This is a genomic window from Catenuloplanes japonicus, from assembly GCF_000717135.1.
Classification (GTDB): domain Bacteria; phylum Actinomycetota; class Actinomycetes; order Mycobacteriales; family Micromonosporaceae; genus Catenuloplanes; species Catenuloplanes japonicus.
In genome coordinates, this window is the sequence record NZ_JNXY01000019.1 from 124,507 (window position 1) to 145,464 (window position 20,958).

The following is a 20,958-nucleotide window of genomic DNA, read 5'->3' on the forward strand; positions in this document are numbered from 1 at the left end:
TCAAAACCCTCCATCGGGGGTACGCCGTAAGCTGTTGACCATGCTTCGCCGAGTGGTCGGAACGCGGTACGTGACACCGCTGCGTGAGGGTGGATCACTGCCCGGCGTGATCGAGGCCGACGACCTCGGCACCTACGTGGTCAAGTTCTCCGGCGCGGGCCAGGGGCCGAAGGCGCTGGTCGCCGAGGTGATCGCGGGCGAGCTGGCCCGCCGTCTCGGCCTGCCCGTCCCCGAGCTGGTCGTGCTCGGCCTGGACCCGGTGATCGGCCGCGCCGAGCCGGACCAGGAGGTCCAGGAGCTGCTCAAGCACTCCGGCGGCGACAACCTCGGGATGGACTTCCTGCCCGGCGCGTTCGGCTTCGACCCGCTGGCCCACCCGGTCGACCCGATGCTGGCCTCGCGGATCCTCTGGTTCGACGCGTTCACCGAGAACGTGGACCGCAGCTGGCGCAACCCGAACCTGCTGACCTGGCACCACGGCGGGCTCTGGCTGATCGACCACGGCGCCGCGCTCTACTTCCACCACAACTGGCCGCGGGCCGGCGCGGTCGTGCACCGGCCGTTCAAGGCCGACGACCACGTGCTCGCGCCGTTCGCCACCCGGCTCGCCGAGGCGGACGCCGCGCTCGGCCCGCAGATCACCTCCGCACTGCTGACCGAGGTGCTGGCGCTGGTGCCGGACGGCTGGCTGGCGCTGCCGGACAGCGAGGACCCGTCGCTGGCCACGCCGGGCGGCGTGCGTGCGGCCTACCACGATCACCTGCTGGCCCGCGTGGCCGGCCGGGACGCCTGGCTCCCGGCGGGGGTGGCGAAGTGACCGAAGTCTTCGAGTACGCGCTGGTCCGCGTCATGCCCCGGGTCGAACGCGGCGAACGGATCAACGTCGGCGTGATCCTCTACTGCCAGCGCGCCGGCTTCCTCGCGGCCCGCACCCAGCTCGACCCGGACCGGCTGCACGCGCTCGACCGGACCGCGGACGTGGACGCGGTGCTCGGCGCGCTGCGGTCGTTCGAGGTCACCACCGCCGGCGACGTGGTCTGCGGCCCGGCCTCCGGCATGCGCCCCGGCGAGCGTTTCCGCTGGCTGACCGCGCCGCGCAGCACGGTCATCCAGACCGGCGCGGTGCACTCCGGCCTGACCGCGGACCCGGGCGCGGAGCTGGAACGGCTGATGGACGTGCTCGTCCGGTAGCTCGCAGACATTTGTCAGCGCGAGCTGGGAGACTGGCCGCGTGAATCCGCAGTTCTCGGGTCCCCCTCCCGCATATACCGGGCATCCCGGATATTCCGCGCCCCCGCCGATTCTCGCCCCGTTCGGCGAGCGGCTCGTGGCGTACCTCATCGATGCCCTGCTGATCGGCGCGGCCAGCCTGATCTACACGATCCCGCTGGTCATCTACGTCGTCTCCCAGGCCGTCGCGCTCGCCGGGCCGAACGGCACCACCAACGAGGAGGCGCTGCCCGGCTACCTCGCCTCGCTGTTCATCTCGATGCCGGTCGCGTTCGTCCTCGGCATGCTGATCAGCTACCTCTACCACGTGGAGCTCGCGCTGAAGACCGGCCAGACGCCCGGCAAGCGGATGATGCGGCTGCACATCGTGGTGCTCGGCCAGCAGCCCGGCCACGGCATCAGCCGGGGCACCGCGGTCAAGCGGTGGGGCGCGACGATCGGCCTGGCCATGGTGCCGGGCGGGTCGTACCTCGACGGACTGTGGCAACTCTGGGACAAGCCCTACCAGCAGTGCATCCACGACAAGGCTTCCATGACAACGGTCGTTAAGGTTTCTCCGGTGAGCAGCACAGCATTCGCCGGCGGTGTGTTCCAGTGAGCGACATCGCCCCCGGCTGGTACAAGGACCCGGCGGACCCCGCCACGCAGCGCTGGTGGGACGGCGAGGGCTGGATCGGCAAGGCACTGCCCGCGGACGTGACGCCGCCGGACGGCCCGCCGCCACCGGAGCCCGAGCCTGAGCCCGCCCCGCCGGTTCCCGGAGCGGACGGCACGCCCCCGGCGCGCGACGGCGGCCCGCAGGGCTGGCCCGTCAGCCAGACCCCTCCGGCAGCGTTCCAGGGCCCGCCTCCGGGCTGGCAGGGTGCGCCCCCGCCCGGCTGGCAGGGCGGCCCGCCGCCGCCCGGCTGGCAGGGCGGCCCGCCGCCCGGTTATCCGCCGCATCCCTACGGTCCGCACTACGGCCCGCCCGGCTGGGTGCCGCCGGCCATGCCGCACGGGATGCCGCTCGCCGGGTACGGCGCCCGCCTCCTGGCCCGGGTGATCGACCTCGGCGTGCTGCTCGTGCTGGTCCTGATCGCGAACTCGTGGTTCCTCGTGCAGTACGTCGAGGAGTTCCAGATCTACCTGCCCGCGGTCAACGAGTACGTGGCCGCGGTCGAGCGCGGCGAGACCGCCACCATGCCGACCGCGTCCGACCGGTTCGCACTCCTGCAGCTGGCCATGCTGCTGGTCACCGCCATGGTCTGGTTCGCCTACGAGGTGCCGCAGATCGCCGCGAACGGCCAGACGCTGGGCAAGCGGCTGGTCGGCATCAAGACCGTCTCGCTCTCCCAGGGCACCGCGCCCGGCTTCCTCCGCGCGTTCCGCCGGTGGAACCTCTACGGCGTCGCCACGCTCTTCTGGTCCTGCTGCGGCATCGGCCTGCTCTGGCAGATCCTGGACGGGCTGTCGCCGCTCTTCGACCGGCACCTGCAACGCGGCTGGCACGACAAGGTCGCGGACACCGTGGTGGTCCAACTGCCCCGCAACGCGCCCGTCCCGGCACAGCCCGGCACCGACACCACCGGAGGAGACCGATGACCCGGCTGACCCGCGCCGACCTGGATGCGATCCCCGCCTACGTGGCCGGCCGCAGCCCCGCCGACCTGGCCCGCGACCTCGGCCTGTCCGAGGCGATCAAGCTGGCCAGCAACGAGGTGCCGTTCGGTCCGCTGCCCGGCGTGGTGGACGCGATCACCGCGGCCGCCTCGGGCACGCACCGCTATCCGGACCCGGCCGCGGTCGCGCTGCGGGACAAGCTCTCCGCGCGGTACGGCGTGCCGGTCGAGCGGCTCGTCACCGGCTGCGGCTCCGTGGCGATCTGCGAGAACCTGGCGCGCGCCACCTGCCTGCCGGGCGACGAGGTCATCTTCGCGTGGCGGTCGTTCGAGGCGTACCCGATCGTCGCGGCCGGCGTCGGCGCCACCGCGGTCCGGGTGCCGAACACGCCCGCCCACGGCCACGACCTGGACGCGATGGCGGCCGCGATCACGGACCGGACCCGGCTGATCTTCGTCTGCAACCCGAACAACCCGACCGGCACCAGCGTGCGCCGCGAGGAGATCGACCGGTTCCTGGACGCCGTGCCGGAGAACGTGCTGGTGGTGCTGGACGAGGCGTACCGGGAGTTCAACACGGACCCGGACGTGCCGGACGGCATCGACACCTACGCCGACCGGCCGAACGTGGCCGTGCTGCGCACGCTCTCCAAGGCCTGGGGCCTGGCCGGCATGCGGGTCGGTTTCCTGGTCGCGGCGCCGGAGGTGGCGGCCGCGGTCCGCAAGGTGACCACGCCGTTCTCGACGAACCTGCTGGCCCAGGCCGCGGCGCTGGCCGCGCTGGACCAGGAGGAGGAGGTGCGCCGCCGCTGCGCGCTGGTCGTCGGCGAGCGGGACCGGCTCACCACGGAGCTGCGCAAACTCGGTCAGGAGATCCCGGAGAGCCAGGCGAACTTCGTGTGGCTGCCGCTCGGCGACCGGGCCGCCGCGTTCGGCTCCGCGCTGGAGTCCCGCGGCGTGATCGTCCGCCCGTTCCAGGGCGACGGCGTGCGGGTCACGGTCGGCACGGCCGCGGAGAACGATGCGTTCCTCGCGGCCGCGGCCGACGCGCTGTAGCTATTCGGTGATGCCGACCGCAACGGCCTCGTGCATGAAGTAGTAACCGTCGTCCGGCGACAGGTATGACGCGTTCACCCTGCGCCGGACGGCGACGACCAGGTTGTCCTGGGCGTAGGCCGGACCCGGCGTCCAGTGCAGCTCCTCCCCCGTGCTCTTCGAGATCGGCACGCCGAACGCGAAGAGGGAGATCTGGGCGCCGGTGGCCTGGTCCAGCGTGACCATCCGGTTGTCCAGGTTGATCAGGTGGACGCGGTCCTTCTGCACGGCCAGCACGCGGAGCTTCTTGTCGTACTCCCGGCCGGGCCAGGTCCAGACCACGGCGCCGGTCTCCATGTTCGTCGCGGTGGCGGTGCGTGCGCCGTCCGTGGTGAAGACGACGTCGCCCCACACCCTCGCGCCCTCGACGTCGGCCTGCGGCGTGGCCACCACGGCCGTGTCGGTGAACCGATACGCCTTGCCCTTGGCCTTGTCCTCGCGCACCAGCCCGCAGCGGGACGCGCCGAGGAAGCAGGAGTCGGCCTTGAACTTGTCCGCGTACGCCCAGTCGTACTTGGCGCCGCCGGCCAGGTTGTAGACGGAGAGCCCGGCCGAGGTCTGGCAGGCGAACCGGCCGTCCGCGGTCGTGAAGCTCTTCGGGCCGCAGTCCGCCTCGATCTGCGGCCGTTCCGTGCCGGTGCGCGCCTCGTAGACCCGCACCGAACTCTCGCCGCGCACCACGACCAGCGGGACGCCGGCCGAGTCGTCCGCGGTGTAGAGGTCCGGCGGCGTCCAGGTCAGCTGCTCGTTGGTGCGCCGCTCCCGGGGCGTGCCCGCGTCCGGCGCCGACTCCGGGCCGGTCGCCCGCCAGGCCCGGCTGCCGTCGCCCCCGTTGATCGCCACCAGGTCACCGTCCGACCAGCGGCTGATCACCAGCTCGCCGGAGGTGACCACGCCGAGCAGGCTCTGCGGCCAGCGGCGCAGCGACCACGACGGCGTGCGCTCGGTGGTCCCGTTGTAGGGCACGTCGACCCGCACCAGCCGGTCGCCCGCGAAGACCCGGGCGTTGCCCGCGATCAGCGGCGCCCAGTAGAGCAGTCCCGCGGTACCGGCCACGCGAGGGATGGGCCGGCCGTTCGTCGATGTCGTGACGGTCAGCACCTCGGCCGGGCCGAGCACTCGAATCCCCGCGACCACGCCGAGCACGAGCAGCACGACGGCCGCTACGGCCGCCTGCCACCACACTGCGCGGCTCTTCTTCTCCGCCTCCTGAAGCACCCCGGCACCCTACCGTGTACCCGCTGAGAGCTCGGTGCCGATCCGGTCAAGGTCACGTGAATTCGATCAGCTGACGGCGTGCCGCGCGCTCGAGATCGTGCAGATCGTGCCGGAGCGCCCCTTCGGACACCACCGCCGCCAAACCGCCCAGGAACAGCGCGATCAGTCTTCCCCGGGCCGCCAGCGGCGTGCCCACCTGCACCGCGGTCACCACGGTGTCGCCCCGGTGGCGACCCTCCTCGACCGGCGTGAACGTGTACGTCATCCGGTAGTCCGCGCCGATCCCGGGCGAGCTGACCACGAGCCGGACGCCCTCGTCGCACTCCTCGACCCGGAACTCCTCGGTGACGCGCGCACCGTCCGGCATGTGCCGCGTCTCCCGCCAGACCGACCCGGCCCGCAGGTCGCCGCCGGTGATCACCTCGACGTGGTCGACCGTGGAGAGCCACGCGGAGCGGTGGTGCAGATCGGTGAAGAGCCGCCACACGTGCGCGGCGGGTGCCTGGATCATGCGGCTGACCGAGATGGTCGACACCATCGCCTCCCGTAACCACGTATTGCCGCAGAGTAACGGGGCTTCAGGGCGTGCGGATAGCCAATTCCGGACTGTGCCTAATCAAAGCCGCCATTTACAAGGCCAAATCGGATCAGATCGGTCAACGGGTCGATGACCGCGGTCGCGCCGAACCCCTCCCACAGCGGCCGGGGCTCCTCGCGCCGGGCGCGTACCGCCTCGATCAGACGCACCGGATCCGTACTGGCCAGCACCTCGGCCACGTCGGCCACCTCACCGCCGTCCGCGGCCAGCACGCTGGCGACCAGCACGTTCAGAAAACCGTGATGCACGAAGCCGGTCTCCGGGTCCGCGCTGCGCAGCGCGTGGTGCGGGCCGGCGGTCAGCTTGAACGGCAGGTCCCGCTCCCGGCAGGCGCAGATGATCGCGGCCAGCTCGACCGGCGTGGGGAACAGCTCCGCGGCCAGCCCGCCGGTGCGGAACTTCGCGGCCACCGGCGCCCCGGCCGCCCGTGCCGCCGCAACCGTGTCCAGCGCGCCCAGCAGGCCCCAGCTGAGCGGGATCTCCGCGTAGCCCCTCGGTGCCGCGCCGGAGGCCAGCGCACGGATGAGCCGGTGCAGGCCGGGCTGCGGATCCTCACCGCGCTTCGCGACCGGGACCTCGACCTGACGCACCGTGAACCGCCGGTCGATCCGGGAGCGGGCCCGGACGAACGCGTCCAGCCCGGTGTCCGCGATCACCGCGATCTCCGGCCGCTCCGCACCGAACGGCCACGCCGGGCCGGCCACGCGCTCCAGGCCCGACGCGCGCTCCGGGCCGCCGAGCGCGCGCTCGGACCCGGACAAGCTCTCTGCCCTGGACGGGCGCTCCGTCCCGGACGCGCGCTCCGCGCCGGACAGACGCGCCCGCGCCAGTACCGACATCGAGATCAGCAGCGGGCCGACCAGCTCCGCGTACCACGCCGCGGCGTGCTCGCGGTGCGCCGATGCGGCGTCCAGCAGCGCGGCGTCGTCAAGGGGCACGGTGCCACCCCGTGAGACCAGCGCCGCGTCATCCACCAGGCCCGCGAGCAGCGGCGGTATCAGCCCCGTCGGCATGGCTATTGAACCTAATGGAAGTCTCGATAGACCGACAGGGGCAGCGCCGGTCAGAAGCGGCGGACCCGCAGGAAGACGATCAGCTCGGCGATCGCGCCGCACGCGATCGCGCCCACCAGCGGCCAGGGCGAGCCGAGCACCGCGTAGATCAGGATCAGCAGCGGCATGGCCAGCGTCGCCGCCAGCGCGATCATGAGCGGCCGTTCCGCACGCAGCAGCGCCGGGAAACCCGCCCGCACTGTCCGGGGCATCTGGGCCAGGTAGAGCACCATCGCGATGGCGCCCAGCACGGTCAGTGAGACCGCCGCGAACCGGGACAGCGCGCCGTCCACCGCGGCGGAGAACGCAACCAGCAACGCCACGATCAGCCCGCCCGCGCCGCCGATCAGCAGCGCCCGGTGCAGCGTCTCCTCCGTGGTGCGCCCGAGCGTCTGGGTGGCCGTCTCCCGCACCCGGGGGTCGAACGCGACCGGCTCCTCCCGTGCGGCCTCCGCGGCGAGGCCCTCCAGCGCCCGCGCGTACCGCCGCTGCTCCAGCCGCAGCAGACCGGAGTCGGAGCCGCTCGCGGCCAGGTCCGGGTTCAGCCGGATCGCTTCCCGGTACGCACGCTCGGCCAGGTCGAACTGGTGCAGCCGCGCCGCGACCACGGCGAGCACGAGGTGGCTCTCCGGCTCGGTCGGCGCGAGCGTGACCGCGTGCCAGGCCGTGTCCAGCGCCACCTGGCCGTTGCGGGTCTCGCTGAGCAGCGCGGCGCCGGTGCGCTGCGCATAGGCCTCCTGGGCACCGAGCGCGATGATCTGCTCCGCGACCTGCGCGCCCTCGGCGAACCGCTGCAGTTCGACCAGCGCGATGCCGCGCACCACCAGCGGCGCCACCTGCCCGGGTGCGGCCACGACCGCCTGGTCCGCGCTCACCAGCGCGTCCGCCGGGCGGTCGGTCACCAGGTAGACCCGGGCCAGCATGGCGCGCGCCCAGGGATCGTCCGGCTCCAGCGCGAGCGCGGCCTCCAGCTCGACGATCGCGTCCGGGTAGGCCTCCAGATCGGCGAGCAGCGCAGCACGCTGCACATGTTCGTTCGCGGTGATCGCTTCGGCGCCCTCGTCCGGGGTCCGGTCGGGCGTGCTGTCGGGGGCGGCGTCGCTCGGCACGCGTCCGAGCTTAGGCGAGCGGGTCCCGCCGCTCCCACGTCAGCCGGGCGTGCTTGACGGTGGCCCGGCGCTTGGACGGTGGCCCGGGGTCGCCGGATGGCGTGTGCCGGGTGTCGGCCCCCACCTGTCGTTTGTCGCTGCGGGTGCACACCGGGCGATATCCGGCGCGAACATTCCGCCCGAAACAACGTGAATGCCGCCCGGACCACGGGAGTCGGAACAACGCAGATGGCCCGGGGACCGGACCCGTACAACGCGGCGCCGGCGAGCAGCTACTGACGCCGGTAGACCATCGCGACCGCGATCCCGGCCAGGCCCTCCGCGCGCCCGGTGAGGCCGAGCCCGTCCGTGGTCGTCCCGGACACCGTGACCGTGGCGCCGACCGCCTCGCCCAGCGCCTTCTGCGCCTCGTCGCGACGTCTGCCGATCTTCGGCCGGACGCCGATCACCTGGATCGAGACGTTGCCGATCTCGTAACCGGCCGCGCGCACCCGGCTCGCGGCCTCGGTGAGCAGCGCGATGCCGGACGCACCGGACCACTCCGGCCGGTCGGTGCCGAAGTTGCTGCCCAGGTCGCCCAGCCCGGCCGCGGAGAAGAGCGCGTCGCAGGCCGCGTGCGCGGCGACGTCGCCGTCCGAGTGCCCGGCCAGCCCGGTCTCGCCCGGCCAGTGCAGGCCCGCGACCCAGCACTCCCGCCCCGCCTCGAACGCGTGCACGTCCGTCCCCACGCCTGCCATCGGAATGATCACGTGCTGGATCCTGCCTCATGGGTCAGCAGGTATTCCGCGACCACCAGGTCGATCGGGCGGGTGATCTTCATGGCGAGGTCCGAGCCGGGGATGCAGAGCACGCGCTCGCCCAGCTTCTCCACCATGCCCGCGTCGTCCGTGTGTGCCGCGACCGCGGCCGCGTGCGCGGCGACGAGCAGATCGCGGCGGAAGCCCTGCGGGGTCTGCACCGCACGCAGCGTGGACCGATCGACGGTGCCGAGCACGACCTCGGCCGCGTCGACCTCCTTGATCGTGTCGACGACCGGGAGCACCGGGATCACCGCCCCGGCACCGTTCCGCACGGCCGCGGCCACGGACTCGACCAGCCCGGCCGGCGCCAGCGCCCTCGCGGCGTCATGAACCAGAACAACATCGACATCCGGCGGTACGACCGAGAGCGCGGCCGACACGGACGACTGCCTATCGGCCCCACCGGGGACGACGGTCACCTCGGCGATCGGGGCGAGCAACTCCCGGACGAACGTCACATCCGTAGGCGGCGCCGCGACCACGATCAGTCGCACGCCCCGGGCTGCGGCGGCCCGGCGCACCGCGTGCACCAGCAGCGGCTCGCCGGCCAGCAGGCGCAACGCCTTCGGGCCACCGGGGCCCAGCCTGACGCCGGCTCCGGCGGCAGGAACAAGGACCGCGACGTCACCGCGCGGGTCAAGGTGCGCGGTCACGTCGCGGTCCTGTCGTTTGTATCGGGGTGGAACACAGGCCGTGGATCAGGCCTCGGTGAGAACCTTGTCGAGGAGGGTCTCCGCCTCGTCCTTGGTGCTCTTCTCCGCGAGCGCCACCTCGCCGACGAGAATGTCCCGAGCCTTCGCCAGCATGCGCTTCTCGCCGGCGGAGAGGCCCCGCTCACGCTCACGACGCCACAGGTCGCGGACGACCTCAGCGACCTTCAGCGGGTTGCCGGAGGCCAGCTTTTCCAGGTTTGCCTTGTAACGCCGCGACCAGTTGGTCGGCTCCTCGGTGTGCGGGGCACGGAGAACATCGAAGACCTTGCCGAGGCCTTCCTCTCCGACCACTTCACGCACACCGACGATCTCGGCGTTCTCAGCGGGAACCCGCACCGTCAGGTCACCCTGAGCGACCCTCAGGACGAGGTAGAGCTTCTCCTCGCCCTTGACGACCCGAGTCTCGATAGCCTCGATGAGTGCGGCCCCGTGGTGGGGGTAAACAACGGTCTCGCCGACACTGAAAACCATAGGTTCGAAACCCCTTTCGCTGTGTCTAGCGTAACACGATCGGACACCGATGTCCCACCCCGACCCTGACCATTTGCGCAGCTCAGACACCCTGTGAAAGGTCTTTCTCGGGCTTGACAGCGCGCCATTCAGATGATTCGCTGACGCAGCGTGACCAATACATCACCGACTTGCGGCAACCGTCTAGATCGACAGTCGCTAAGGTCGGACAGATCAGCACGTCTGGATCGAGCTATCCCATCCAGGGCGAAACGGAGCGCCGGCGGCGGCCCGTACGACAAGGGTGGAGCAGGAAAAATCATGGCCAGGAAAAAATTGCACGGTCTTGCATGAAGACTGCACGGTCATGTAAAGGCGGTGGCTCAACGATGCGGCGGCCCTATTCTACCGCCGATGGCCACCCCGCGCCCCACTGGCGGTGAACGCTCGGGTGCGAGACGCTATAAGCCGGACCCCGGTCTACTTCACGGCGGGCGGTCAGGGGGCGCAGATGGGGACGCTTGGCGGCAACGGCGACGCACCACCTCCGGACGACAGTGACCTGCCCGAACTTCCCCCGGAGTGGCGATCGATCGTCATACCGGACGATGCGTCCGCGCTCGCGGACGAGGCAGCGGCCGTCCGGCGGGAGCTGCGCGAGCGCCGCCGCCTCACGGAGGCGCCGGCCGTGCTCCCGGAGCAGCGCCGCGCCCGGCCGGTGGACTGGCTGGCCCGCCCGCCGAGCGAGATCGCGCTCCGCATCCCCCTCGTGATCATGGCGATCGCCATCATCACGACGCTGACCAGCCTGTTCCTGGTGAGCTGGCTCGGTCAGCCCCGGCCGCCGGCCACCCAGCGCACCGCGTCCGGCCAGACGCCCAGCCCGGGGCGCACGCTCCCGGCGCTCGACCTCATCGGCACGGACGGTGGCAGCACGCCGGTCCGGGGCCTGCTGCCCGCGGTGTTCGTGATCGTCGACGGGTGCGCCTGCGAGCAGCTGCTGCGCGAGACGCTCGCGGTCGCGCCGCCGGGCGTACGCGTGGTCGCGGTCAGCAGCGCGCCCGTGTCCGCGTCACCCGGGCCCGAGCCGAACCTCACCCGCCTCACCGACCGGTCCGGCACGCTGCGCGCGGTGTCCGACCTGCCCGAGCCGACCGGCCAGGGCGCCGTGCTGCTGGTCACCAGCGGCAACCAGGTGCTGCGGACGATTCCCGCCGCCACCTCCGTGGACGAGTACCGCCTCCCGCTCGAAGCACTGCACTGACGCGACCGTGATCCAGGCCCGGTGAACGTCGGTGGACGGTCCGGCAGACCGCGCGGGTCTTTCCGGACCACGGCGGAACCGGCTCCTCGCGACGAGCGGAGCGCCAGCGGAGCCCGACGCGAGGTTTGCCCGCGGGAGCAACGCTGCCGGACCACGCCGGAGGCGGTTGTCGCCTCCTGAGAAGGCGCTCTACACGAGTTCCAGGAGGACGGCGTAGAGCGTGAGGCCGGGGCCGAACGCGAGGGCCAGCACGCGGCGCGGTGGGGCGGGGCTGCGGCGGAGCGCGTCCAGGATGAGCAGCACGGTGGCGGAGGAGCAGTTGCCGTGGGCGTCGAGGACGGCGCGGGACGTGGCCAGCGCGGTCTCCGGCAGGTCCAGCCGGCGCTCGACGGTCTCCAGGATGCGCGGGCCGCCGGGGTGCACGGCCCAGCCGTCGACGTCCGCCACGGTCAGGTCGTGCGCGGCCAGCAGCTCGTCGACCATCGGCCGGACGTGCCGGGCCAGCACCTGCGGGACGCGCGCGGACAGCCCCATCCGGAAGCCGAGGTCGGTCACCTCCCAGGACATGTGGTCCGCGGTCGTGGGGTCGGTGAGCGCGGCGATCTCGCGCACGGCATAACCACCCCGCTGCTCCGGCCGCACCACCACGGCCACGGCCGCGTCGCCGAAGAGCGCGTGCGAGACCACCTGCTGCGTCTCCAGCCGGGCCGCGGGCGGCTGGATGTGCAGGCTGGTCAGCTCCGCGCAGAGCAGCAGCGCGGGACGGCCGCGCGAGGTCACGAAGTCGGAGATCGCGCCGAGGCCGGGCAGCGCGGCGTAGCAGCCCATGTGCCCGATGAAGAGCCGCTGCGTGCGCGGTGACATGCCCAGGTCGCGGGCGAGCAGGATGTCCAGGCCAGGCGTCGCGTAGCCGGTGCAGGAGCAGACCGCGAACAGCCCGACGTCGGTCGCGGCGAGGCCGGACGCGACGAGCGCGCGCTCCACCGCCTCCTTGCCGAGCGGCATCGCCTCCTCCTGGTAGCGACGCATGCGCCGTTCCGTGGACCAGCCGGAGACGTCCTCGTCGAGCGGGCTGACCGCGGCCTGCCGGGTGCGTACGCCGGCGTTCGAGAAGATCTTCTCCGCGATCGGGGCGACCCGTCCGGGGTAGTGCGCGGCGAAGTACCCGGACCACAGCTCGGCCTGGCTCGCGGCCGGCGGCAGCGCCACGCCCGTGCCACCCATGATCACCACTGTTTTCGCCCCAATCCCTGGTAAGCAACCACGGTCGACCTGATCGGGTGCATGCGGCGGGCGCGTTCCGGCACGGGCCGGCCCAGCAGCCAGCCGGTGAGCGCGGGCAGCCCCGGACGGACACCCCGGACGCGCAGTCGCACACCGTGCCGGGCGCAGAGCCTGGTCAGCCGCGCCGGGTCCACATAGCACCGGGGGTCGTGGATGCCGCGCGCCCGTGGCACCAGGAACTCCGCGACCGTGATCGTCACCAGGCGGCTGAGCAGCGTGTCGTTGAGCGTGTCCAGCACCAGCAGGCCGCCCGGCCGCAGCACCCGGCACAGCTCCGCGACCGTCGCCGGCAGGTCCGGCACGTGTTCGAGCAGCTCACCGGCGACCACCACGTCCGCGACCGCGTCCGGCAACGGGAGGCGGGCGGCGTCCGCGCGGACCGGGACGAGGCCCTTCGCACGGGCCTGGGCCAGCGCGGACGCGGTGAGGTCGACGCCGACGTGCCGGTAGCCGAGATGGCGCACGTGCGGGGCCAGCAGGCCGGCGCCGCAACCGACGTCGACCAGCAGCGCACGCTCACGAGGCGCGGGCGGGATCAGCGCGGCGCGTGCCACGGCGAGCCAGTGCAGCAGCTCGAACAGGCCGCCCGGACGCCACCACTCCCCGGCGAGGGCGTCGTACTGCCGGGGGTCGTTCCGCGCCGCTAGCTGGGGCGGGGCCATCCGTCGAGCCTGGCACGAACCGGCCGGAACAGCCAGACTCCACGCTATGAGGACCGCACTGCTGCGCGCCGCCCACCCCGAGCCCGGCCTCGCGGTCACCGCCGTCAGCGCGCTGCTGGCCGCCGGCGCCGGGCACCCGCTCGCCCGCGGCGCGCTCGTCACCGCGACCGTGCTGTCCACCCAGGCCGCGGTCGGCTGGAGCAACGACTGGCTGGACGCGGCCCGGGACCGGTCCGTGGGCCGGGACGACAAGCCGGTCGCCACCGGCGCGGTGAGCAGGACGGTGGTGGGCGTGGCCGCGCTGGTGTCCGCGCTGGCCGTGCCCGGGATCGGGCTGTTCACCACGGTCCCGGCCGCGGCCTGCATCACACTGGCGCTGGTCTCGGCGCTGCTCTACAACGCGCCGCTGAAGCGCACGCCGTTCTCCGTGCTGCCCTATGTGGTCTCGTTCGGCGCGCTGCCCGCGTTCGTGGTGCTGGCCCTGCCGGGCGCGCCGCTGCCTCCGTTGTGGCTGGTCGTGGCCGGTGGGCTGATCGGTGGCGGCGCGCACTTCGCGAACGTGCTTCCCGATCTGGAGGACGACCTGACCACGGGGGTACGCGGTCTGCCGCACCGGATCGGGGCCACCGCATCCCGGATCGCCGCGGCCGTGCTGCTGCTCGGCGCCACCGTCACGCTCGCGTTCGGACCGCCGGGCCCGCCGTCCTGGGTGGGCATCGCCGCGCTGGCCGCCGCGGCGCTCGCGCTGCCCGCCGGATGGCTCGTCGCACGCGCGGCCGCCGCCCGCGGCCGCCGGTCGCACGCCGCGTTCCGCTCCGTGATCGCGGTCGCGCTGATCGACGTGGTTCTGCTGGTCGCGGGCGGTGCGGTGGGGTGAGCGCCGGACAGTTGGCGGGTCGGCTCACGAAGCGGATCACGGCCAACTAGGCTGAAGCCCGGCCAGCTCGCGTTCTGGTAGTAGTTCGAGGAGGACCGACGTGACGCGCTCGATGACGGTAAGCCGCCGGGCTGTGCGCCTCGCGGTGGGAGCCGCCGCGGTCGCTCTCGCTGTGACCGGCTGCAGTGCCGGCCAGATCGCGGAGACGGCGCTGAAGCAGGCCTCGGTCTCGGGCGTGACGGCCAACTCGGCGGACGGGAAGCTCGCGGTGCGCGGCCTCGCCGTGGCGTACGAGGGTGTCGAGGGCTACGCCGCCGGTGCGTCCGCGCCGGTGGAGGTCGCGCTCGTCAACCAGACCGGCAACCCGATCACCGTCGTGGTCGGCGTGGCCGCGCCGGAGGGTGCGGACCCGACCGTGATCGCCGCGCGCCAGATCCTGCTGACCGGTGCGTCCACGGGCGCGTCCGCGTCGCCCGGCGTGCCGTCCGCGACCCCGTCGAGCTCGCCCGCGGCCTCCGGTTCCCCGTCGCCGAACGCGACGGGTTCCCCGAATGCGACGGGTTCCCCGACGGTGACGGGTTCGCCGACCGCGTCGGCCACTCCCGCCGCGCCCACGGGTCAGCCCGCGCAGATCACCATCCCGGCGAGCGGCATCGTGACGTTCACGCCGGAGAGCGCGCAGAAGCTGTCGCTGGTCGGCCTGGCCGCGGCGCTGCGCAGCGGCATGGCGGTCACGCTCACGTTCCAGGTCACGCAGGGTGGGGAGACGAGCCCGCTGCTCACGGTCAAGACGCCGGTCGCGATCCCGCTGACCCCGGCGCCGCGCGAGGCCGGCGAGGCCGAGGAGCACCACGAGTAAGAGCTTCTTCACAAGCCCGTCCGCCGCGTGCGGGCGGGCTTTTGTCGTACCGGGTGGCTAACGTTGCCGGGTGACCCGACCGATCCCGCGTGGCGCGTCCGCGGCCCGCCCCCGTTCCGGTGGCTCCAAGGAGCCGCGCGCGACCTACCAGTGCGACGCCTGCGGCCATCAGCCCCCGAAGTGGCTGGGTCGCTGCCCGGAGTGCGGCGAGTGGGGCTCGGTCATCGAGGCGGCGCCCGGCCCGATCGTCTCCGGCAAGGGGGTCAGCTCACGCATGCCCGCGGAGCCGGCCCGTCCGATCTCGCAGATCAGCGCCGCGCCGGCCAAGGCCCGCCCGACGCACGTGCCGGAGCTCGACCGCGTGCTCGGCGGCGGCATGGTCCCCGGCGCCGTGGTGCTGCTGGCCGGCGAGCCGGGCGTGGGCAAGTCGACGCTGCTGCTCGACGTGGCGCAGCGCTGGGCCGAGGCCGGCGAGACACCGTCGCTGGTGGTCAGCGGCGAGGAGTCGGTCAGTCAGGTGCGGCTGCGCGCGGAGCGGATGGGCGCGCTGCACGACGAGCTCTACCTCGCGGCCGAGAGCGATCTCGGCGCGGTCATCGGCCACCTCGACGCGGTCAAGCCCGGCCTGCTGATCGTCGACTCCGTGCAGACCATCTCCACCGGCACGAACGACGGCGTGGCCGGCGGCGTCACCCAAGTCCGCGCCGTCACCGCCACGCTGGTCAGCATCGCGAAGGAGCGCGGCATCGCGACCGTGCTGGTCGGTCACGTGACGAAGGACGGCAACGTGGCCGGTCCGCGCGTGCTGGAGCACCTGGTCGACGTGGTGCTGCACTTCGAGGGCGACAAGCACTCGTCGCTGCGCCTGGTCCGCGGCATCAAGAACCGGTTCGGCGCGGCCGACGAGGTGGGCTGCTTCGAGATGCACGAGGGCGGCATCAGCAGCCTGTCCGACCCGTCCGGCCTGTTCCTCACGCGCTATGCGGAGCCGGTGCCCGGCACCTGTGTGACCGTCGCCATGGAGGGCCGGCGCGCGCTGGTCACCGAGGTGCAGGCGCTGATCGGCGGCGCGGTGCCGGGCTCGCCGCGCCGCACGGTCTCCGGGCTGGACAGCGCCCGGCTGGCCATGGTCCTGGCCGTGCTGCAGCGCCGCGTCGAGCGGCTCACGCTGCACGACAAGGAGGTCTTCGCGGCCACCGTGGGCGGGATCCGGGTGACCGAGCCCGCGGCCGACCTCGCGATGGCGCTGGCCGTGGCGTCCGGCGGGCTCAATCTCGCGCTCCAGCCGACGCTGGCCGCGATCGGCGAGGTCGGGCTGACCGGTGAGGTGCGGCGGGTCGGCGCGGCACCCCGGCGGCTGGCCGAGGCGGCTCGGCTCGGCTTCAAGTTCGCGCTGGTCCCGCCCGGGTGTGGTCCCGGGTCCACCGGGGTTACGCCGGAGGGCATGCGGGTAGAGGAGGTCGGCGACCTGCGCAGCGCGCTGCAGTGGGCCGCGCGATTCTCGGCAGAGTGAAACGGCGGGGGAACGTGACTCAGCGTGATAGATAATCACTGTATGGGGTTGCGGCCGAACCGCAACGGCGGCCGGTGGATGACGGTCCGTAGACTGTGCGGGTGCCGATCGACCGAGATGCCAGCAAGCCCGCTGGTGCCAGCCTCCCTGGCCGCGCCAGCGTGGTCGGCTCACCCGCTCGCGCCGTGACCGGCTCCCCCGGGCTCAACGGCTCCAGTGCCGTCGGTGACCCGCTCCGGGCCAACCTCGCGCTGATGGCGCCGGGCACCGCGCTCCGCGACGGTCTGGAGCGCATTCTGCGCGGCCGGACCGGCGCGCTGATCGTGCTCGGCTACGACGCGGCCGTGGATGCCATCTGCACCGGCGGCTTCCCGCTGGACGTGGAGTTCTCCTCCACCCGGCTGCGTGAGCTGTGCAAGATGGACGGCGCGGTGGTGCTGTCCAGCGACGGCACGCGCATCGTCCGCGCCGCCGTGCACCTCATGCCGAATCCGGACATCTACACGGAGGAGTCCGGCACCCGGCACCGCACGGCCGAGCGCGTGGCCAAGCAGACCGGCTACCCGGTGATCTCCGTCAGCCAGTCCATGCACATCATCGGGCTGTACGTGAACGGCCAGCGCCACGTGCTGGACGACTCCGCCGCCATCATGAGCCGGGCCAACCAGGCGCTGGCCACGCTGGAGCGCTACAAGCTGCGGCTGGACGAGGTCTCCGGCACGCTCTCCGCGCTCGAGATCGAAGACCTGGTCACGGTGCGCGATGCGGTCGCGGTCGTGCAGCGGCTGGAGATGGTCCGCCGCATCGCGGACGAGATCGCGGGTTACGTGGTGGAGCTGGGCACGGACGGCCGCCTGCTCGCGCTGCAACTGGACGAGCTGATGGCCGGCGTCGACGCGGACCGCACGCTGGTCATCCGCGACTACCTGCCGACCGGCCGGAAGGCCCGCACGCTGGACGAGGCACTGGTCGAGCTGGACCTGTTGTCCGCCGCCGAGCTGATCGACCTGGTCGCGGTCGCGAAGTCGATCGGTTACCCGCCCGCGTCCGACGCGCTGGACGCGCCGGTCAGCCCGCGCGGCTACCGCCTCCTGGCGAAGGTGCCGCGGCTGCCCGGCAGCGTGGTGGACCGGCTGGTCGATCACTTCGGCAGCCTGCAGCGCCTGCTCGGCGCCACGGTCGAGGATCTTCAGGCGGTCGACGGCGTCGGTGACGCCCGTGCCCGCAGCGTCCGTGAGGGCCTGTCCCGGCTCGCCGAGGCCAGCATCCTCGAACGCTACGTTTAGCCGCTCTCGGGTTTCCTCGCTCTTTATCTGCAGTCTCCCCCGGCCACGGCGCGACTCAGCCGCCCCGTGAGGCGCAGGCGACCAGAGGTGGCAAATTTTCCCCCAGGGAAAATTTGCCACCGCCGGGAGTGGCGCCGAGCCCGGAGGAGCGAAGCGACGACCAGAAGCTCAGCTCAGCTCGATCGTTATCGCCGTGGTGATCTGACGGGAGAGACGGCCGAAGAACTGGTAGGAGCCGGCCTCGGGCGCCACGCCGGCGGGCCAGCCGCCGTCGCACTTCGACGAGTCCTTGCCGTTCCAGACCGCGGTGCCGATTATCGTCTCCTCGCCGGCCGCGAACGTGCGCATGTTCGACACGCCGGGGTCGCTGCAGATGTCCGACGACCAGACCGTCTCCGCGCCCTTCTTCAGGTACATCTCCTGCTCCTTGGATCCGACGTCCACGGTGCAGGAGGCGGTCGACGAGTTCTTGACCTTCAGCTGGAAGCGCAGCTCCGTACCCCGCTGCGTCTTGGTCTTGTCCGTCACGCCGGTGATCGAGATCGCGCCCTGGGCGCAACCGCCGCCGCCGACCACGATGCCGTCCGCGCCCGCGGTGGGGAAGAGCGAGGTCTCCGACGCCGGGAGGTTGGCCGAGCCGCCTTCCGGCGCGGGCTCGAACGACTTGTCCTGACCGGGCGGATTGGTCTGCGGCGTCAGCACCGTGGCGGTGGACTGCGGGGTGGGGGTGCCGTCCGCGCCCGGCGTGGGGCTGCCCGTGGCTGCCTGGCCGTTCGGCGAGCCGTCCCCGCCTCGGTTGGCACACGAGTAGACGATCACCATGACGACAACGAGCAGCACGCCGATGACAACGGCGCGCCTCCGCCAGTAGACGGCGGGTGGGTGGGGTCCAACCGTCATTCTCATGATGGGGTCACCGTATCGAGCGATACGCGTGCGGCGAACGCGACGCGCCGTGAGTATCACTCACAGGTAGACCTTGCGTTGGTACACGGCATGCGCGCCGGCCACCCTGTCCAGGAAAAGCAGTCCGGAGCAGTGATCGATCTCATGCTGGAGCGCGCGCGCCTCGAATCCGTCGGCCGCGAACTTCACGGTGACGCCGGTGCCGGGCATCTGCGCCTCGACCACGAGCCGGCTGGCCCGCTTCACGTCGCCGGTCAGGTCCGGCACGGACATGCAGCCCTCGCGGCCGGGCCGCCAGCGGCTGGCCTCGACCACGGTCGCGTTGCAGAGCGCGAACGTGCCGTGCACGGTCACCGCCTTCGGGTGGCCGACCACGTTGACGCAGAAGACCTGCGCGCTCACGCCCACCTGCGGCGCGGCCAGGCCGACGCAGCCGGGTGAGACGCGCATGGTGGCGATCAGGTCGGCGGCGAGGCGGACCGTCTCCGGGTCGCACGGGTCGACCTCGGTGCCGGGCCGGCTGAGCGCGGGGTCGGGCGCGGTGACCACGGTGCGCGGCGTGCCCGGCTCGCCCAGCGCGTCCGGCGTCCAGCCGGCCAGGTCGTCGATCGGCGCGGTCACAGCAGGTCCGATTCCGCGTGCCGCAACGTCACCTCGACGTCCAGCTCCTTCGCCACCGCGTGCAGCCGGTCCGCGAGCCGCTCGGCCGTGTCCGGGGGCAGGTCCACCTCCGCGATCAGCAGGTAGAGCGGGCCGGTCAGGCGGGTGGTGAGGTCGGTGACGTTGCCGCCCTCCTCCTCGACCACGCGGGTGACGGCCGCGACGATGCCGAGCCGGTCCGCGCCGTGCACGCTCACCAGGTACGGCTCACCCTGCGGCGCGCCGCCGGCGTCCGGCTCGACGGCCCGGACCGTGGCCAGCAACTGCCCGTCCGCGGTGAGCGGCGCGAGCGCGGCCTCGACCGCGCCCGCCTCCGGCCCGTTGCAGACCAGCGTCATGGCGAAGTGGCCGCGCAGCCGGGTCATGGTGGAGTCGGTGAGATTGGCGCCGAGGCCGGCCAGCACACCGGCCACGTCGGCGACGATGCCGGGCCGGTCCCGGCCGATGACGGTGATCGCAAGCTCCTGCACCCGTGCAGTCTCCCCGAGCGGGCGCTCCGGCGCGCGTTCCCCCGCCGGAGGGTCCAGCGTGCGGGACACACATCGGATCGGGCAGGATGGTCGCGCGATGACGACTATTGCCGAGACCGCAATCGACTGGTTCGACGCGAATGCCCGGGATCTGCCGTGGCGGGAACCGGACGCCTCCCCCTGGTCCATCCTGGTCAGCGAGGTGATGCTGCAGCAGACGCCGGTGGTACGGGTGCTGCCCGCCTGGCGCAACTGGATGGCGCGCTGGCCGACGCCGACCGCGCTGGCCGAGGATCCGCCGGGTGAGGCCATCCGGATGTGGGACCGGCTCGGCTACCCGCGTCGTGCGCTGCGCCTGCACGCGTGCGCGACCGCGATCGTGGCGGAGCACGGCGGCGAGGTGCCGGACAACCTGGACGAGCTGCTGGCGCTGCCCGGGATCGGCGTCTACACGTCACGGGCGGTGGCCGCGTTCGCCTACGGCCAGCGGCACCCGGTGGTGGACACCAACGTGCGCCGGTTCGTGTCGCGTGCGGTGGCCGGCGATCCGGACGCGGGCCCGGCGACCACGCCGGCGGACCTGGTGGCCTGCGAGGCGCTGCTGCCGGTGGCGCCGGCACGGGCCGCGCGGGCGAGCGCCGCGTTCATGGAGATCGGCGCGCTGATCTGCACGGCCCGGTCGCCGCGCTGCGAGGAGTGCCCGGTGCTGTCGACGTGCGCGTGGAAGGCGACCGGGAAGCCGATGCCGGAGGGGCCGACGCGGCGGCCGCAGAAGTACGCGGGCACGGATCGGCACGTGCGGGGCCTGATCATGGCGGTGCTGCGGCAGTCTGACACGCCGGTGTCCCGGCACCGGATCGACCTGGTCTGGCCGGATGTGACCCAGCGGGACCGCGCGCTGGCCGGGCTGCTGACGGACGGGCTGGCCAAGGACGCGCCGGACCTGCCCGAGCATTACGTGCTGCCATGAAAAAGGGGCCCTCGCGGGCCCCTTTTCCTTATTCGTCGGTTGTCGCCGCCCCTAGATCGGCCGGGACCGTTTCCGGCACCTCGACCGGCCGGTCCGACGCGGTGAACGTCAGCTTCGACTGGTCGATGTTGTCCGGGTCGCCCTCGCAGTCGACGACGATGATGTGCCCGGGGCGCAGCTCGTTGAAGAGGATGCGCTCGGACAGGTTGTCCTCGATGTCGCGCTGGACGATGTGCAGGATCTCGTCCTGCTGGAGCTGGTGGAAGACGATGGTGTCGTCGATGCGGTTCAGGAACTCCGGGCGGAAGTGCTGCTTCAGCTCGTCGTTGACCTTCTGCTTCATC

23 protein-coding genes and 1 pseudogene are annotated in these 20,958 nt (G+C 72.6%); 11 read left to right on the plus strand and 13 right to left on the minus strand.

Annotation, left to right across the window (positions count from 1 at the left end; translation table 11 throughout):
• Positions 1-40: 40 nt before the first annotated feature.
• From OP04_RS25700 to hisC, 5 genes are read left to right on the plus strand one after another with little or no spacing between them, the layout of a single operon-like run.
• Positions 41-817, plus strand: a complete 777-nt coding sequence (locus tag OP04_RS25700) for a HipA family kinase (RefSeq protein ID WP_033342397.1) — start codon at positions 41-43, stop codon at positions 815-817.
• Positions 814-1,191: a DUF3037 domain-containing protein gene (locus OP04_RS25705; protein ID WP_033342398.1), complete on the plus strand. Its 378-nt coding sequence runs from the start codon at positions 814-816 to the stop codon at positions 1,189-1,191. Before OP04_RS25700 ends, OP04_RS25705 begins: the two co-directional genes overlap by 4 nt.
• Before the next feature lie 40 nt (positions 1,192-1,231).
• The gene (locus tag OP04_RS25710; protein ID WP_085066762.1) at positions 1,232-1,828 is read left to right on the plus strand and encodes an RDD family protein; all 597 of its coding nucleotides are present in this window, start codon (positions 1,232-1,234) and stop codon (positions 1,826-1,828) included.
• Positions 1,825-2,811, plus strand: coding sequence for an RDD family protein (locus OP04_RS25715; RefSeq protein WP_085066763.1), 987 nt, complete (start codon positions 1,825-1,827; stop codon positions 2,809-2,811). Before OP04_RS25710 ends, OP04_RS25715 begins: the two co-directional genes overlap by 4 nt.
• On the plus strand, positions 2,808-3,884 hold the full coding sequence (hisC, locus tag OP04_RS25720; protein WP_033342399.1) for a histidinol-phosphate transaminase: 1,077 nt from the start codon (positions 2,808-2,810) through the stop codon (positions 3,882-3,884). Before OP04_RS25715 ends, hisC begins: the two co-directional genes overlap by 4 nt.
• On the opposite strand, the gene OP04_RS25725 is transcribed toward hisC, so the two are convergent.
• From OP04_RS25725 to OP04_RS25755, 7 genes are all read right to left on the minus strand, one after another.
• Positions 3,885-5,141 (minus strand): PQQ-binding-like beta-propeller repeat protein, encoded by a 1,257-nt coding sequence (locus OP04_RS25725; protein WP_033342400.1) that lies wholly within the window; start codon positions 5,139-5,141, stop codon positions 3,885-3,887. It lies immediately after the preceding gene.
• A gap of 52 nt (positions 5,142-5,193) precedes the next feature.
• On the minus strand, positions 5,194-5,679 hold the full coding sequence (locus OP04_RS25730) for an SRPBCC family protein (RefSeq protein WP_232323739.1): 486 nt from the start codon (positions 5,677-5,679) through the stop codon (positions 5,194-5,196).
• A gap of 74 nt (positions 5,680-5,753) precedes the next feature.
• Positions 5,754-6,752: a hypothetical protein gene (locus tag OP04_RS25735; protein ID WP_035086710.1), complete on the minus strand. Its 999-nt coding sequence runs from the start codon at positions 6,750-6,752 to the stop codon at positions 5,754-5,756.
• A gap of 50 nt (positions 6,753-6,802) precedes the next feature.
• Positions 6,803-7,900, minus strand: coding sequence for a tetratricopeptide repeat protein (locus OP04_RS25740; RefSeq protein WP_051798985.1), 1,098 nt, complete (start codon positions 7,898-7,900; stop codon positions 6,803-6,805).
• A 272-nt stretch (positions 7,901-8,172) separates the two neighbouring features.
• A complete protein-coding gene (gene ispF, locus OP04_RS25745) occupies positions 8,173-8,637 on the minus strand; it encodes a 2-C-methyl-D-erythritol 2,4-cyclodiphosphate synthase (RefSeq protein ID WP_051799001.1) in 465 nt (154 codons plus the stop codon).
• A gap of 8 nt (positions 8,638-8,645) precedes the next feature.
• Entirely contained in the window at positions 8,646-9,353 is a 708-nt protein-coding gene (gene ispD / locus OP04_RS25750) for a 2-C-methyl-D-erythritol 4-phosphate cytidylyltransferase (RefSeq protein WP_033342402.1), read from the minus strand.
• 45 nt (positions 9,354-9,398) lie between these two features.
• Complete coding sequence (locus tag OP04_RS25755; protein WP_033342403.1) at positions 9,399-9,884, minus strand: CarD family transcriptional regulator; 486 nt, start codon at positions 9,882-9,884, stop codon at positions 9,399-9,401.
• Positions 9,885-10,374: 490 nt separating this feature from the next.
• Here OP04_RS25755 and OP04_RS25760 point away from each other — a divergent pair, with 490 nt between their 5' ends.
• On the plus strand, positions 10,375-11,127 hold the full coding sequence (locus OP04_RS25760) for a hypothetical protein (RefSeq protein WP_033342404.1): 753 nt from the start codon (positions 10,375-10,377) through the stop codon (positions 11,125-11,127).
• 189 nt (positions 11,128-11,316) lie between these two features.
• On the opposite strand, the gene OP04_RS25765 is transcribed toward OP04_RS25760, so the two are convergent.
• Complete coding sequence (locus OP04_RS25765; RefSeq protein ID WP_051799003.1) at positions 11,317-12,351, minus strand: type III polyketide synthase; 1,035 nt, start codon at positions 12,349-12,351, stop codon at positions 11,317-11,319.
• Positions 12,352-12,353: 2 nt separating this feature from the next.
• Positions 12,354-13,073: a methyltransferase domain-containing protein gene (locus tag OP04_RS25770; protein ID WP_033342405.1), complete on the minus strand. Its 720-nt coding sequence runs from the start codon at positions 13,071-13,073 to the stop codon at positions 12,354-12,356.
• A 46-nt stretch (positions 13,074-13,119) separates the two neighbouring features.
• On the opposite strand from OP04_RS25770, the gene OP04_RS25775 reads away from it, so the two are divergent.
• The 4 genes from OP04_RS25775 (at position 13,120) to disA (ending at position 17,608) form a co-directional block, all read left to right on the plus strand.
• A complete protein-coding gene (locus OP04_RS25775) occupies positions 13,120-13,950 on the plus strand; it encodes a UbiA family prenyltransferase (RefSeq protein ID WP_033342406.1) in 831 nt (276 codons plus the stop codon).
• Positions 13,951-14,122: 172 nt separating this feature from the next.
• Positions 14,123-14,809 (plus strand): hypothetical protein, encoded by a 687-nt coding sequence (locus OP04_RS25780; RefSeq protein WP_157240329.1) that lies wholly within the window; start codon positions 14,123-14,125, stop codon positions 14,807-14,809.
• Positions 14,810-14,879: 70 nt separating this feature from the next.
• Positions 14,880-16,322, plus strand: a complete 1,443-nt coding sequence (radA, locus tag OP04_RS25785; protein WP_085066764.1) for a DNA repair protein RadA — start codon at positions 14,880-14,882, stop codon at positions 16,320-16,322.
• A gap of 101 nt (positions 16,323-16,423) precedes the next feature.
• The gene (gene disA, locus OP04_RS25790; RefSeq protein WP_033342407.1) at positions 16,424-17,608 is read left to right on the plus strand and encodes a DNA integrity scanning diadenylate cyclase DisA; all 1,185 of its coding nucleotides are present in this window, start codon (positions 16,424-16,426) and stop codon (positions 17,606-17,608) included.
• Between the two features lie 168 nt (positions 17,609-17,776).
• Here the strand turns inward: disA and OP04_RS25795 are convergent, their stop codons facing one another.
• The 3 genes from OP04_RS25795 to OP04_RS25805 all read right to left on the minus strand — a co-directional run bounded on the left by OP04_RS25795 (position 17,777) and on the right by OP04_RS25805 (position 19,644).
• Positions 17,777-18,508, minus strand: a complete 732-nt coding sequence (locus tag OP04_RS25795; RefSeq protein ID WP_198153977.1) for a hypothetical protein — start codon at positions 18,506-18,508, stop codon at positions 17,777-17,779.
• Positions 18,509-18,574: 66 nt separating this feature from the next.
• Entirely contained in the window at positions 18,575-19,135 is a 561-nt protein-coding gene (locus OP04_RS25800; protein ID WP_085066765.1) for a peptide deformylase, read from the minus strand.
• On the minus strand, positions 19,132-19,644 hold the full coding sequence (locus tag OP04_RS25805) for a glycine cleavage system protein R (RefSeq protein ID WP_033342444.1): 513 nt from the start codon (positions 19,642-19,644) through the stop codon (positions 19,132-19,134). Before OP04_RS25805 ends, OP04_RS25800 begins: the two co-directional genes overlap by 4 nt.
• Before the next feature lie 97 nt (positions 19,645-19,741).
• Between OP04_RS25805 and OP04_RS25810 the strand changes: the two genes are divergently transcribed.
• Positions 19,742-20,614 carry an HhH-GPD family protein gene (locus OP04_RS25810; RefSeq protein ID WP_051798992.1) on the plus strand — a complete coding sequence of 291 codons (873 nt, stop codon included), beginning with the start codon at positions 19,742-19,744 and terminating at the stop codon, positions 20,612-20,614.
• A gap of 28 nt (positions 20,615-20,642) precedes the next feature.
• On the opposite strand, the pseudogene OP04_RS25815 reads toward OP04_RS25810, so the two are convergent.
• Positions 20,643-20,958, minus strand: a pseudogene (locus OP04_RS25815) (hypothetical protein); the annotation flags it as partial.